General features: G+C 41.3%; 13 protein-coding genes. 8 read left to right on the top strand and 5 right to left on the bottom strand.

The features are described 5' to 3' along the window. Positions 1-5 precede the first annotated feature (5 nt). Entirely contained in the window at positions 6-149 is a 144-nt protein-coding gene (locus tag V7K49_RS20815; RefSeq protein WP_335207220.1) for a hypothetical protein, read from the bottom strand. 226 nt (positions 150-375) lie between these two features. On the opposite strand from V7K49_RS20815, the gene V7K49_RS20820 reads away from it, so the two are divergent. Together V7K49_RS20820 and V7K49_RS20825 are read left to right on the top strand one after the other, a co-directional pair. Beyond that, entirely contained in the window at positions 376-765 is a 390-nt protein-coding gene (locus tag V7K49_RS20820; protein WP_335207221.1) for a hypothetical protein, read from the top strand. A 452-nt stretch (positions 766-1,217) separates the two neighbouring features. Further along, positions 1,218-2,162, top strand: a complete 945-nt coding sequence (locus V7K49_RS20825; protein ID WP_335207222.1) for a tetratricopeptide repeat protein — start codon at positions 1,218-1,220, stop codon at positions 2,160-2,162. A 122-nt stretch (positions 2,163-2,284) separates the two neighbouring features. Here the strand turns inward: V7K49_RS20825 and V7K49_RS20830 are convergent, their stop codons facing one another. After that, a complete protein-coding gene (locus V7K49_RS20830) occupies positions 2,285-2,839 on the bottom strand; it encodes a DUF411 domain-containing protein (RefSeq protein WP_335207223.1) in 555 nt (184 codons plus the stop codon). Positions 2,840-3,150: 311 nt separating this feature from the next. Here V7K49_RS20830 and V7K49_RS20835 point away from each other — a divergent pair, with 311 nt between their 5' ends. Continuing rightward, complete coding sequence (locus V7K49_RS20835) at positions 3,151-4,092, top strand: DNA polymerase III subunit delta' (RefSeq protein ID WP_335207304.1); 942 nt, start codon at positions 3,151-3,153, stop codon at positions 4,090-4,092. Positions 4,093-4,358: 266 nt separating this feature from the next. Next, entirely contained in the window at positions 4,359-4,979 is a 621-nt protein-coding gene (locus V7K49_RS20840; protein WP_335207225.1) for a hypothetical protein, read from the top strand. Positions 4,980-5,100: 121 nt separating this feature from the next. On the opposite strand, the gene V7K49_RS20845 is transcribed toward V7K49_RS20840, so the two are convergent. From V7K49_RS20845 to mnmG, 3 genes are all read right to left on the bottom strand, one after another. Next, positions 5,101-6,078: a bestrophin family protein gene (locus tag V7K49_RS20845; protein WP_335207226.1), complete on the bottom strand. Its 978-nt coding sequence runs from the start codon at positions 6,076-6,078 to the stop codon at positions 5,101-5,103. 1,198 nt (positions 6,079-7,276) lie between these two features. After that, the gene (locus V7K49_RS20850; RefSeq protein ID WP_335207227.1) at positions 7,277-8,635 is read right to left on the bottom strand and encodes a hypothetical protein; all 1,359 of its coding nucleotides are present in this window, start codon (positions 8,633-8,635) and stop codon (positions 7,277-7,279) included. Positions 8,636-8,867: 232 nt separating this feature from the next. After that, positions 8,868-10,790: a tRNA uridine-5-carboxymethylaminomethyl(34) synthesis enzyme MnmG gene (gene mnmG, locus V7K49_RS20855; protein WP_335207305.1), complete on the bottom strand. Its 1,923-nt coding sequence runs from the start codon at positions 10,788-10,790 to the stop codon at positions 8,868-8,870. 623 nt (positions 10,791-11,413) lie between these two features. Between mnmG and V7K49_RS20860 the strand changes: the two genes are divergently transcribed. The 4 genes from V7K49_RS20860 (at position 11,414) to V7K49_RS20875 (ending at position 14,944) form a co-directional block, all read left to right on the top strand. After that, a complete protein-coding gene (locus V7K49_RS20860; protein WP_334874927.1) occupies positions 11,414-12,286 on the top strand; it encodes a D-alanyl-D-alanine carboxypeptidase family protein in 873 nt (290 codons plus the stop codon). Positions 12,287-12,747: 461 nt separating this feature from the next. Next, complete coding sequence (locus V7K49_RS20865; RefSeq protein ID WP_334874896.1) at positions 12,748-13,410, top strand: ATP-dependent Clp protease proteolytic subunit; 663 nt, start codon at positions 12,748-12,750, stop codon at positions 13,408-13,410. Positions 13,411-13,519: 109 nt separating this feature from the next. Beyond that, positions 13,520-14,131, top strand: a complete 612-nt coding sequence (locus V7K49_RS20870) for an ATP-dependent Clp protease proteolytic subunit (protein ID WP_334874898.1) — start codon at positions 13,520-13,522, stop codon at positions 14,129-14,131. 201 nt (positions 14,132-14,332) lie between these two features. Further along, the gene (locus V7K49_RS20875) at positions 14,333-14,944 is read left to right on the top strand and encodes a J domain-containing protein (RefSeq protein ID WP_335207229.1); all 612 of its coding nucleotides are present in this window, start codon (positions 14,333-14,335) and stop codon (positions 14,942-14,944) included. Positions 14,945-14,994 lie beyond the last annotated feature (50 nt).

Genomic DNA, 14,994 nt, shown 5'->3' on the forward strand with positions numbered 1-14,994 from the left:
TTTAGCTAATCTTGGGAGACTCGATAATTGCTGCGATCGCCTAATGCAGAAATTTGTGCGATCGCAGCAATTTCTGCTTTGTAACTAGATTTCCAATCTTGTTTTTGTTGCTGATTAGGGAAACTCAAGAGGCGAATTAAAAATTGCATAAATGTTCAACTCCCTCAGTTAAGTACTTGAAAATTTCAACCCATATCTTCTGTGTGTGGACTTTCGGGAGTATCCATTGCTCTTTATGCCCCTCAATTAGCTCACCCTTTTGGGTGAGTCATATATCAACCGATCAGGTGACCTGACTGAAGGAAGTTGAGATTAATAATAAAGAGGATTCTATTACTAAAGAACACCGATCGCATTTTACCCAAGAATAACCTGATGAAACTTGTTACCTTGATAAATTCTGCACTGATTTTTGCTTCTATTACTCTTGTACCTGGAATCGCTAGCGCTCAAACAGCTACTATCGGTAGCAGCGAAATAGCTATTAACTCTAACAATTTATCCAGGAACTCTACTTCTGTTAGTTACCTCCAGCCTTTTAATCTAGTTAATTTTGCTTATCAGGGAGGTCTGAAGCAACACGGGATTCCTAGTGGAGAAGCCCTAGTATTAAAAACTCAGAACAGAAATATTATTGCAAAAGATTTGGTTAAGGCTGCTGTTAATGCAAATAAATTACCATCACAAGTTTTAAACGACCAAAATTATCTAAGTGCTGTTAATTTACAACTCAAAGCATTGCCTGATTATGCCGCTGCTGATTGATTTGGTTTTTCTTGTCTCTTTTTAGAAAGCTAAATTTCTCAATATTATACTATATTCGTGCGCTTGTTACTAATATAAATAAAAGCCTTTTATACACAGCAATCACTATGTATAAAATAAAGATTGATATTAAAGAACAATTTTTAGATTTTGAAAGAAGTTGTGCCTATAAGTTGTACTTCTAGTACGCCACTGCGTAAATAGAGCAACCATTTAAAATCCCTAAAGAGCTTATTCCATAATACTTTTGAGTTTTGACTTTTACTTCGGCTACGCCCTTCTCTACGAGAGGCTGCGCCAACGACGCCGCCCTTCGGCTACGCTCAGGCTAAACTCAGGCTAAACTCAGTACAAGTGACTTTTGACTTCCGCCTTGCGGTACTAGTGTGTTGAGGCCACAGAAAATTGTATAATCAACAGCCATCAACCAAAAATTTCGTTTTCTATAGAGAATGACAGAAGTAATTAGATCCGGGAGCCTAAATAACATTGAGTCCATTGAGTTTGAGGAACAGTGCTTGCACAAAGCCAGAGAAACAGGCGATCGCAACGCCGAAGTCATTTGTTTAGGAAGTTTGGGGAATGCTTACCAGTCAATTGGAGAGTACCACCTGGCAATTGAATTTTATCAGCAGTGGTTGGATATAGCTAGAGAAATAGGCGATCGCTTCGCAGAAGCCAAGTCTTTATCTGGGTTGGGTAACGCTTACCAATCACTGGGCAAATATCAGCGAGCGATTGAATTTTATCAGCAGTGGTTGAGTATCACCAGGATAATAGGCGATCGCACTGGGGAAGGCATTTGTTTAGGAAGTTTGGGCAATACTTATGAATACCTGGGCAAGTATGAGCAAGCGATTGAATTCTATCAGCAGTGGTTGAGTATAACGAAGAAAATAGGCGATTGGACTGGGGAATGCATTTGCTTGGGAAGTTTGGGCAATAGTTATGAATCATTGGGGGATTACCGACTGGCAATTGAGTTTTACCACCAATGGTTAGATATGGCAAGATTCATCTGCGATCGCAATGGGGAAGCAATTGCCTTGAGTGGGTTAGGTAATGCTTATAAGGCTGTGGGAAAGTACCAAAGAGCGGTTGAGTTTCATCACTATTCGTTAGAGATCACAAGGGATCTTGATGACCGAAATGGGGAAGCAAACGCCTGGTTTAATTTGGGTTTGGTGTTAGAAAAAATCAATCGAGAATCAGAAGCGATGGATGCCTTTTGTAATGCCCGCGAAATTTATCACGCAATGGGACTTGATGCAAGTCTGCAAGATTGTAACCATGCGATTGAGCTTCTTTCTCAAAATGTTGCAATCGTAGTATCTCACTTCGATTTTGGGAGATGGTTAAGTCATTTTTCGCAGTTGCTCAAAGCTGATTCTAACTAGTAATTATCTCCCACCACTGATTCAGGTAATGTGAGGATGTTTTAAAAGCTTTTGGTGATTTATCATTGCCAAATAGATGAAAATCCACTTTTAAAACATCTTCTGAATGCAGTTAGATTACATCAAAATGATGGATACTTATGGAATACTGCAACTGAGTCCTTGTGATCAAAAGATAATACAGAAAACGGGTCTTTTCGATTCCCCATCTCCATCCCAGGAGTACCTATAGGCATTTGGGGAACAGATAAACCAACAATATTTGGCTTTTCTTGAAGCAGACGTTTGATGTCATCTGCTGGGACGTGTCCTTCGATCACATATCCATTAACAATTGCTGTGTGGCAAGATGACAAGTTATGCGGCACGTTGTACTTTTGTTTAACTGTTTCGATGTCAGGCGTGGGAAAGTTTGTGATTTTAAAACCCTGTGCCTTTAAGTGATCAATCCATCCGCCACAACAGTTACAATCGGGACTGTGATATACAGTGGCATTTAGTGCGCCTGCAACAGAACTAGGAAAAACAGCTTGAGCGTGACTCATCGGAGCAGCACTTGCCAAGATGCCCAACACCCCTACAGTTAGACAAATCATTACCACTACTTGCACAGCAGCACGTACCAAGATGGGAGGGAACCATTTTTGCCAGCAATAAATAAATTGTTTGTGCGACATCTGAGACTTCCTAAGTACAACATTTCAGAAATTTGTTGTAACAAATTCTCTGCAAAAACACTCTGCGACGGCAGTCGCTCATGGGGAGCCACTGCGGTAAACGGGTTTCCTAGCATAAAAGGAGCAGTGCGCCCTTGCGGTTTCCCGACTTGTCCATTGCGCGTCTCTCCTTCATCACATTGCCAGAGGCTACAGTGCTAGTATATCGAACATGGGCATTTTGTAGCTTCTAAGTTGTCCTTCTGGAAGACATAAGTCTACTGCATCAGCCCTCTATTTTCATATTCTTGTTTTGGCGAAGGTACTGAACTATTAACGCATTTGCACCACTTGTAGGACAACAGCAAGCTATAGAATTACTCACTCAGGCTGTCAGACAAAACCGGGTTGCTCCAGCCTATCTATTTGTGGGGCCAGATGGTGTAGGAAGAAGTTTAGCAGCAAAGTGCTTTGTGGAATTGCTATTTTTTAGTGAGATGGGAGTCACTGCGGCTTTACAAAACCGTTTGCGTCAAGGCAACCATCCAGCTTTATTGTGGGTGCAACCAACCTACCAATACCAGGGACAACGATTAACACCAGCAGAAGCGGCTGAGAAAGGACTTAAGCGTAAGGCACCACCTGTAATTCGGCTAGAGCAAATTCGGGAAATTACCGAGTTTCTGAGTCGTCCGCCTTTGGAAGCGCCGAGGAATGTGGTGATATTGGAAGAAGCCCAAACAATGGCAGAAGCCGCAGCCAATGCTTTACTTAAAACCTTGGAAGAACCGGGACAGGCGACGTTAATTTTAATTGCACCTACACCTGAGTCTGTGTTGCCAACTTTGGTGTCACGCTGTCAACGCATTCCTTTTTATCGCTTAGATGCCCAGTCTTTGGCTGTTGTACTCACACAAACAGGTCATCAGGAAATTTTGCCAAATCAGGAAGTATTGAGTATAGCAGCTGGCAGTGCCGGAAGTGCGATCGCATCTTACGAGCAATTACAAGCTATTCCCGATGAGTTACTCGAAGACCTGAAAAAAGCCCCTGCTTCCTACCGCAAAGCCTTGGAGTTAGCCAAAAAAATTGATAAAGATTTAGATACAGAAGCACAACTGTGGTTAGTTGATTATCTTCAGCAATTCTACTGGCAGCAGTGGCATCAACCCACCATCATTCACCAGCTAGAACAAGCTCGTAAATACTTACTTGCTTACGCTCAACCTCGGCTGGTTTGGGAATGTCTGCTTTTATCTGTATACCAAAAATAAAATCGCATTCATGAATTTTTGCACAAAAACCTCAAACTCTTTAGCTATATTAAATAATATTACTTGAGTAACCGGACATATTAGTACTAACGTATTATTGAAAAGCTACGCAAAGCGTCTCGTAGAGAATGCGGCGAGTCAACAGACATTGTCTCAAGACACTGGGATTTGCCCAATTGCCAAAGCTTCTCTTAAACAAAAGTCTTGCAGGGGATGACTAATAAAGGTTGTCCGATTATTGTTTTTGAAGATTGTTTCCCTCACTTATGATTAACTTACCGCAGACAATTCCAGTTCTTCTTTTAGGGACATGCTTGGCTGTGCTTTCCCCTCAATTTTGTACTGCTTTCACTGTTCAAGAGATAGCTAGCCTTGCTAAAGCATCAAGCGATTTGCCAGTGGTCAAATCAGCAGGACTGTCCCCCGATATGGATGTGCCTTGGTCAAAACCTGTGAAAATCGTTGATCCTTTTGAAGGGGAATTAGTTGGGGTTTTTGATCGCAACTCTTTAGGTAGCTATTTGTACCGTGAGGGTTCAAACCAAGTTATTAGTTTGTGGACTCCTTCGAGCATTCGAGTTCTGGTAACAGTAAATTCGGATCAAGCAAGTTCTTCTTTCTACACCGCAGGTCGTGTGTATCCCAGATATGACTATCAGAGGTTTGTTACTACCAAGAAAGTCGATAAACTTTTGCTTAAGGTTAGGGGAAAAGTTTTTCGATTAGACAGTTCAATCGGCACGTTTGCTGTCAGTCAAGAATTAGCGACTGCTTTGAAAAATGCTCCAGATGAGAACTTAGACATCAGACTACTATTAGAAGGAAGTCAAACTATTGATAGCGAGATTGGCAAAGAGACGGTGAAATCTTGGCGAAAGATTTATTAAGCAATGTCTAAGGACGGGCTACTTCTTGGGGATTTTTAACCCAAGTATTATCTATATATTAAGAAAGAAAAAATTTATCACATCTCATCAGGAATTTATCTGCTGAAAGTTGTTTATAGATTTAGAAAGAGCGAACACTCTTAGAAGCAAGCCTAATTAATTCCTCAACATTGTTTGAGATTGTATTGCAAATCGTATTTAAAGGTAAGTCATTGGGATCAAATCCGAAAGGTTCTTCGATTTCTGATCCAATTTGTTCAATACTTAATAATGTAAAACTTACAAAAGCCATTACTATACCAGTCCACCAATATAAAAAGCTAACAATTTCTAAAGGTAATATTAGACAAAAAATAAATAACAGTTGTCTGAGTTTAATAGTATATATCAAAGGCAGTGGCGTTTTTAAAATGCGTTCGCAACCACCTAAAATATCTACTAAATCATCTACGCAGTTATGTAGAGTAGTCAGTTGATAGACATTTAGACAATTCCGGTCATGCTGATACTGCAAGTAATCTCCTATCCAGTAAGCAATTTGTAGTGGAGGATGATTAGTATCTTGGAGTTGTAAATATTGTTTTTCAGATATTAAGGATGCTAACTGAGTGTCTAAAGGTACTGATCTTAGATGTAACTTCATTGCAACTGCAAAAGCAGTTACTAACCGAAGTATTGCCTTTTTTTCTACTCTGTCTTGCGGTGTCTTATGTTTAACTATTATCCAAATTCCCCGAGTTAAGTTACGAGATGTATTAACTAAACCTCCCCATAATTGACGACCTTCCCAAAATCTCTCATGGGCTGTATTCGTCCGAAAAACTAATAGTAATGTAAAACCAATATTAAAACTTAAAACAGCATTAGTAAGAATACTGTTTGAATTTGAAAATGCTATTGGTAATTTTAAATAATAGAGAAATGATATTAAAATACCATATGCAGTACAAAAAAGTACCCAAGGAAGAATAATAGAAATAATTGACCTTTCAAGCCGAAGAGTTACTTGAAGCCAGTTCAATTTTTCGCCTTTGTAAAGGTGATATTTTTCTATTAAAGAGTTTTTGGAATTATTTTGAAAATAGTTAGGTAGTTTCATATTGGTAAGGTTTGGCGATTACATAAATTAGCAAACTAGTACCGCAAGGCGGAAATCAAAAGTCAAAAGTCAAAAGTCAAAATGAATACAGCGTAAGCGTTTCGTTGATTTGGAATGGGTTGTTTATTTCCGCCGCGCTGTACTAGCTTTTTTAGCTAAAGTCAAGATAGGTGCAAGATGTAGGTTTCCAGATAGTGACCGTCGTGCAACTAGAATCAATGTAAATCCTACTTTTAACATTGAAATTTATTTTTGTGAACCCTCTTTAGATAGGGAAATTCATGACTGCCTTCCAATTTTTCAGCATCAATTTGGTTTTTCCTTGTCACGAAGCAATTACCCATTGGGGTGAGCTAAAAGAATAATTTTTCTTATTTAACTATGATTTTCAATATTTATCATCATATTGAGAACTTTTTGGCAACTTGAAACCTCCTGTAAGTAGACCTTACCTCATGAAGTCCGATCGCTCATTGATTCTCCACTTCTATTTAAATCATTTGTAAACAAAAAGATTTTCGATTTTTTAGAGGAGTCGGGAACAATAATTTTCGGATAAGCGTAAACTACTCCCTTTTGGTCTGGGTGCATGTTAAAGGGCAAGGGGGAAAGGTGAATTCAAACTGCAATCCCATTCCCCTTTCCCCCAAAACCCGAAAAGTATTGGAGTTGGGAATCTGAGCCTGTCCATTTTCGTATTACTAGTTCGTTTAAATTAGTATTCAAAGACTTATTGGAAAAAAATATGTTATTACTAGACTATTATCTTCATAAAGATTTAGCAATAATCTTTACCCAAGTTGGTATTGAAACCGCAAAAGTTACCCAGATAAATTTTCACAAATCTTTGCAGTACAGGTGTACTTGGTGTCAACTTAAGCCCAAACCCTTTTAAAACCTCGTTTCCAGCCTCTAGCTGGAAATGCAAATCAAAAGCGGTGTCGCAAGTCTTGAGGCGGCAACCCCCCATTATACATTCCCAGTTACAGACTCTTGACGAAACAATCTTTAAAAGCTAGTTATAGAATGGCTTTTACCTTAAGTTGACACCAATGACAGGTGTACACTTCTACCTATCTATCTGTATCAGCTATTGCGTTAAACGGTATTAATTAGGCAGGATATGACGCAATGTGCAACAAAGCCGTTTATCATTACAATATTTTGGTGCGTAGAAGAGTTGCAAAGAGAAGAACTTTTACAATTTCTGCCCTGCGTAAATTGATCGCACTTCGCCGTTACGCCGGATGACAGCTTCACCATTACTAACATCTACTAGTGTCCAACCGCTTGAGCCGATACTTTCACCCATGTTGATGCGGCGAGTCACGCCATCAATTTTAAACAAAGCAGCAGATTTGTTGCCTAACTCTAGCAACCCTTCTAAGGTATTAGCAGGAGTATCTGCGATCGCAGTTGGCGCATATACTTGTTCATGGGTAATAGTTGGTTCTGATGGTGCGAGTGCTGCACGTAATGGAACTACTGGTAATGCAGGCAGAGGGTTGGGTGTTTGCCGCACGGTAATGGGTGCAGTTCGTCCAGCTACAGGCTTGAGTTCTGCTTGCACAGCCGCAGCTAACATGTTGACGGTTACAGGCTTGGCAGCTAGTCGCACCGTATTCAGGGCATTTTTCACAACATTAGGTTGATATCCCTGTAACGCACTGGCAATTCTAGGTAGAAATGTAGGAGTACCAGGAATCGCCGGCAGCCCGTAGTGCATTGGCGACGGCGCTTGATAAACGGGAACGTAGATGCGCTCAACAACGCTTCCAGAGCGGTTAGGGGCTAGTGGCGTATTGTTACCTAGAAGTGGAAGTGCTGGTAGATTACCAGTTGTTTGCCCGTTCCCAAGGGCTATTTGATTAGTATTTGCTTGACTGGAGAATCCAAGTATGCTAGATTTTTGATTGCTTTTTGCTTCTTGTTTATCTATAACTGCCAGCGCTCCCAGCATGTAATCAACCAACTCTGCCTCAATTTCTGTTTTTGTTGGCAACTGTGACTGCGGTTGCGGCAGTAGAAGAGCTGACTCAGGCAATTTCGTATTTAAAAGATATACTACTCCAGACTGTACCAGGTAGATAATACCAGCGATCGCCACACCTAAAGTTGTTCCGACAATCAGCAGTTTGCCCAAATTACGACTACTTTTCTGACGCTTTCTACTAACTGGTTTAACGGTGGCGGTGTCAAACACAACAGTACTCAATTGCTTGTGATTATCTTGAGCTACTGACTCTACTGTTTGGTTCAATGTGTTCGGTAAGATAATCTGCGGTATCGTAACTGTTTGCAGAGGAATGGATTCTGGAGGCGACTGGCGTTGAGGTTGGGGGGAAACCCCAGCAACAGACTGGCTCGATTTGTTCTGCCTACTCTGCCTAACGGTTTGAGAAGGCAAATTACCAGTAACATCCAGAATGTAGTCGATATCCGCAAAGAGTTCATCCATTAGGCCATCAGCATAGTTTTCTATCGACCAAGGTTCGTTGGCGATTAAATCTTCTGATGGTTCCGGTACTATGAGACGGGTGCTGGCTTCTTGTAACATAGACGTTCTATCTTTGTTGCTAGGACGAGGAAACGCCGCGCCTACTGCCTGGGAGTTAGGATTACAGATGAAATATCCAATCCGCCGTCTGATTGAGACGAGTTGGTTGAGCGTTGGTATTAAAATCAACTTTCATCTGGGGATTGTTGATGATGGCAGCACTAATACTTATTGTCATCTATCATACCAATTTCCCTTCCTACTACTATACTCAGTCTTTATGAAGTTTGTGTTAAGCTAGCGCTGGAAACTTTGACTGGCTCTTGGTTCTACGCAATTCTAAATATAATAATAAAGCGTTAACATCCGCTGGGTTTACACCACCTATACGTGCGGCTTGACCAAGAGTGAGTGGTTTTACGTGAGTCAGCTTTTCCCGTGCCTCTTTGGAAAGAGTATCAATTTTTGTGTAATCTAAATCCCCAGGTAATTGGCGGTGCGCTTGGCGGGCAATTTGGTCAATCTGATTTTGTTGCCTAGCGAGATAGCCAGAATACTTGATATCAATTTCTGCGCCTTCTTTCTCGGCGCGGTTGAGGTTGGGGTTTCCCAATCCGAATCTGTCGAGGTCAACATAATGAAATCCTGGACGCCGCAGCAAGTCATTAAGGGTAATTGAACCTTTAATTGCTTGTTGGGTATTAGATGCGATCGCTATTCCTATTTCATCATGTTCTTTGACTCGTGTGGCTTGCAATCTTTGTTTTTCTGTGGTAATATTAGCCTGTTTTTGGGTAAATAGATCCCAGCGGCGATCGTCAATTAAACCAATTTCCCGTCCCAAAGGTGTCAAGCGTTGGTCAGCATTGTCAGAACGCAATATCAATCGATACTCTGACCTACTGGTAAGCATCCGGTAAGGTTCCCGCAGGTCTTTTGTACACAGGTCATCAACTAGCGTTCCAATGTAACTTTGCTCACGGGCAAAGACAATCATTTCTTCAGAGCGAACAAATCGAGCTGCGTTAATTCCGGCTACAAGCCCTTGGGCTGCGGCTTCTTCATAACCTGTAGTGCCGTTAATCTGCCCAGCACAAAACAGTCCGGCAATCTTCTTAGTCATCAGTGTGGGGTAACACTGAGTTGCAGGTAAATAGTCATATTCCACAGCATACGCCGGACGGAGCATCACACATTTTTCCAAACCGGGGAGAGTCCGCAACATATGCAGTTGCAAATTTTCTGGCAACCCTGTGGAAAACCCTTGGATATAAAGTTCGGGTATATCCCTTCCTTCTGGTTCAATAAAGATTTGGTGGCTTTCCTTATCGGCAAAGCGCACAATTTTATCTTCAATACTAGGACAATAACGCGGTCCTTTGGCTTCCACCCAACCGCCATAAACTGGTGACAGGTGCAAATTATCCTGAATTAGGCGATGGGTTTCGGCAGTTGTGCGGGTGATATAGCAAGGCATCTGTTCCCGTTCTACCCACGCATCCGGGTCAAAGCTAAACCAGCGCACATCTTCATCCCCTGGCTGGATTAGCATTTTACTATAATCTACCGATCGCTTGTCTACCCGGGCTGGAGTTCCAGTTTTGAGTCTTCCGGTTTCAAATCCCAGGCGATTTAGAGTTTGTGTCAATCCTTCAGCCGCAAATTCTCCAGCCCGTCCCGCCGGCATTGATTTGTTACCTACCCAAATTTTGCCTCCCAGAAAGGTGCCAGTTGTCAAGATGACTGCTTTACATTGGAACCCTACACCAAAATAAGTTTCAACGCCGATGACTTGATCATTAGCACCCAGCACCAAATCTACTACCATACTTTCGCGGATTGTCAAGTTTTCTTGGTTCTCGACAATATTTTTCATCACCGCTGCATATTCGCGCTTGTCCGTCTGGGCGCGTAATGCCCACACAGCAGGCCCCCGTGAAGAGTTGAGGATACGTTTTTGCAGGTAGGTGCGGTCTGCTACTTTACCAATTTCTCCACCGAGTGCATCTACCTCATGGGTCAACTGGGATTTAGCTGGGCCACCCACTGCTGGGTTACAAGGTTGCCAAGCGATTTTATCCAAGTTGAGCGTCAATAACAGGGTACGACAACCGAGGCGTGCAGAGGCAAGAGCTGCTTCGCAACCGGAGTGACCTGCACCGACGACTATGACATCAAAAGCGTCTTGGAATTCAACGGAATTGTGCATGGTCATACTTACAGGATCGGCAAGCTTAGAGTTCTTTTCAATTTTAACTGTTCCAGTGGTTTCATGGATGTAACTTTCTGAGAAAAAAGTTATCAAATTTATTAATACTCAATTACAGACAAGTTTCTTTTTCTTTACTTGAATATTAAGTAAAACAATATAATTTTTTTACTAATTGTGACAATCTTCCGGTTTATTTCTCACATATTTAGGCATAAAAAAAATTGATTTATTACGGATATATATTAGATATATTGCACAATTTATCTAGAACCATCTATCAACACGATGACTTATCTGTGTTTTCAACTCATCAATAACACAATCCACTTGGTGTTAATGATATTTTTCCTCACAAGATCCCCTCAACCCCCCTTAAGAAGCTTGTCATTACCCACATATGGCAATCCCCACTTCGTTGCTATGATCTGCTGAACTTAAGCTCTGGGCGGGATGTCGGTCAACACGACACTTTGATTGTTACAAAAATGTGAGTAATGACAAGCCTTAAAAAAGGGGGTTTAATTTCAAGGAGGATCAAGCTTTTACCAAAGTGTATTAATCAATAACAGATATTTGCAATCAGCTTATTACTTTTATTCTTGAATCAATTAAGCAATTATTTAAAAATGAAAATCCTCATCAGGAAGAAAAATTTTCTTACTAAGGTTATCAGAAAGACAACTTTCATCAGTATAGTTATCATGATGATATTTGTCTTAGTCGCTAGTAATGAGATTACCCATAACCAATTGGGTAGAACTGCCCAACCATTAAATGTATGCTTGACTACAGATTCATTAGCTTGTAAAGATACCTCTAAAGAAATAACATCAAAACCATTTATTCCTGACCCCAAATTAAATGGGCAACAGCGTTTTTTATCTGTAATTAGCCAGAAATTACCCACAATTCCCCAGCTTGGTACTTATGAATATACTTTGTTGCGGACATATGGTGCAGTTTTTGTAAATCAAGATGTTGCGATTAAACTGCCGCAAAAAGATATTTTTGCTAATGAACAAGAAACCCAAGAATTTCAAGCTACTTTGACAATGGGTCATGTTGATAACACTAATGACTGTTACTTACAAAAATCAGCGGCTGATGCTTTAAATAAAGCGCGAATCCAAGAACATATCCCGCTAAAATCTGGTTATGGTTCTGGTGATTGTACTCGCACTTTCAACACAAATTTAAGATTTTGGTACAAATATGCTAACAATCAAATTTTAACAAAAGTTCAACAGGGCAAAGAAATAAAAATTCTCGGTTTGGTTGCACCTCCTGGAACTTCACAACATCTGTGGGGATTAGCAATTGATTTACGCGTAAGCAGTAAAGAACAAAGAAAAGCTCTTAATCAAAATGGCTGGTTTCAAACTGTAGAAAATGATGTTCCACATTGGACTTATGTGGGTTTGCCTGAAGAGAATTTACCTCTGTTTGGTTTTAACAAACAAGTTATCCGGGGCATTACTTATTGGATTACACCACTTTAATTGTTAGATAGCAGGAAAACTTGGGAATCTTAATCTAAAAAGTGGGATATCGTTCAGCAAGCTTTGGTAACAGCTTATCAGTAACGCCAACATATTATCTCTATAAACCATTGGGGGACTTCGGGAGCAGACTGTCCAAACCCAGACTCAAAGCAATATATTAACTGAGCAGTTACAGCCGGAATTAGAACCAGCAAAGCTGTAAAACCTAGTAAACGTCTATTATTGACAAGAGACGCTGTGTAAGACCAATTCAATTTGTACTTGTACAAGGAGGCAACAGCAAATCAAACCGAAAGTTTCCACTCAAGGCAAGCGTTGAGTGTAGGTACTTCACAAGCCAACCATTGGCAGATGCGAAGCCGCCTTAAGCATTAGGGAGAAATCCGCACCTTGAGGAACGCTAGCATCGCGCTAGGATGTATTACAGTTAACGGCATAGTTTCAGGCGATCAGTTGCTATGGACATTTCCCCCATCAAGGCTGTTCAAGCCCCTTATTACGGCGATAACTTTTACCGGACACCGCCGCCAGATTTACCTTCTCTCTTATTAAAGGAGCGAATTGTCTATCTTGGGATGCCACTTGTGCCTGCTGTCACGGAATTGATCGTGGCCGAGTTGCTGTTTTTGCAGTCCGACGACCCCGAAAAGCCAATTAAAATCTATATCAACTCCACCGGCACTTCCGGTTACAGTGGCGAACCCATTGGCTTTGAAACCGAAGCCTTCGCTATCTATGACACCATGAAATATATCAAGCCTCCTATCCACACTATCTGCGTCGGTTCTGCGATGGGTATGGCAGCGATGCTTCTCAGTGCTGGTACAAAAGGTTGCCGCGCCAGTTTGCCTCACTCCTCGATTATCCTGCATCAGCCCAAGAGCTACGCCCAAGGTCAAGCAACGGATATTCAAATCCGCGCGAGGGAAGTTTTGGTAAATAAAGGGGCGCTAGTTGATATCTTGCATCGGACTACCGAACAGCCTCCAGAAAAAATTATTAAAGATATGGATCGGCTGTTATATATGACACCCTACGAAGCGAAGGAATACGGTCTGATTGACCGAGTTTTTGAGAAAGAAGAACTCGCAAATCCTCCACTCCCTGCCAGTGTCCTTTAAATTCAGTTATGAGTTATGAGTTATGAGTTATTTTATACTCCTTCCTCATTCCTAACTCCTCACTTTTCACTCTCCGATCATCCCCAATTTATTAATAACGGAGCAAATTATGCCTATAGGCGTTCCTAAAGTTCCTTACCGGATGCCCGGAGGACAATATACAGATTGGATTAGCATCTACGATCGCCTTTATCGGGAACGGATTATATTCTTGGGGCGAGATATTGATGATGAAATTGCCAATCAAATTATCGCTGTAATGCTGTATCTGGACTCAGATGATCCAGGTAAAGATATTTATTTATACATCAATTCCCCCGGTGGAATGGTCACCTCTGGCATGGCTATTTTTGACACCATGCAACATATCAAATCAGATGTGGTGACTATTTGCGTGGGTTTAGCTGCCTCAATGGGGTCTTTTTTGCTAACAGCTGGCACCAAAGGCAAACGGCTAGCATTGCCTCACTCACGCATTATGATTCACCAGCCTTCAGGTGGCACCCGTGGACAAGCAACCGATATCGAAATTGAAGCTAGAGAGATTCTGCGGATTCGTCACCAACTGAATGGGATTTATGCCGATAAAACCGGTCAGACCATAACAAAAATTGAAAAAGATATGGATCGTGACTTTTTCATGTCTGCCGAAGAGGCTAAAGAATACGGTTTAATTGACCGTGTGATTGAAGAACGAACCTCTATAGTAGTAGGCGAGTAGGGAGTAGGGGAAGCTGGCGTTGCAGGGGGAGAAATAATTCCTAACTTCTAACTCCTAATTCCCCACTCTCCACTCGCTTTCCTAAACAAACTGTCAACATTGAACTTTAAAATAGAAAATTAGCCCTTATTATTAATAGTTCAGGCTTAAAGCAGATAGCTGATAGCCTCTAGCTGAATATTCGATAGCTCATAGCTCAAGATGGATCTTGGAGATTGCTACCGTTTATTGGGTTTAAGGTCGGGAGCTTCTTTTGCTGAGATCAAAGCGTCTTACCGACGACTAGCGCAGCAATATCATCCCGATATGAACCCAGATGACAACAAAGCCAAAGATAAGTTTATTGCCTTGACAGAGGCTTATAAGCTCTTGCTGACGGTAGTATTGCCAGAGGAAACTGCCGCACATTCAAGTCAGGTGTCAACTGTGTATGATGACACCAAGGCAATGCATTGGCAGAAAACACCAGTAGCAACGGTGACAAGCCAACAACCACCGAAACCAAAGCCGCCGAATCTATTGGAAATAGAAGACCGGCTGAAGTGGAAAACTTATGAGCAATTGCAGCGATTTTTGCAAGAAAGACGATTTCCGCAAGCGATCGCCCTGGCGGAAGCTTTAGCAGATCGGTTGTCAACAGATGCAGAAGTGCGTCAATGGCAAGCGATCGCTTATCAAATTTGGGGACGGGCGCTAATTTCCGAAAACCAGCTGCTCAAAGCCAGAATTTATCTCAAAAAAGCTTTGAAGACAGACCCCTATAATAAAAGTCTCTGGTATGAAGTGCAACGCGATTTCCAACGCTTAGAATAAATTTTTTAAAGATTTACAAAATTTATTGAAAATCAAAATCTCCTTTCCAA

This window comes from Nostoc sp. (genome assembly GCF_036919675.1).
In the GTDB taxonomy this organism is placed as follows: Bacteria; Cyanobacteriota; Cyanobacteriia; order Cyanobacteriales; family Nostocaceae; genus Nostoc.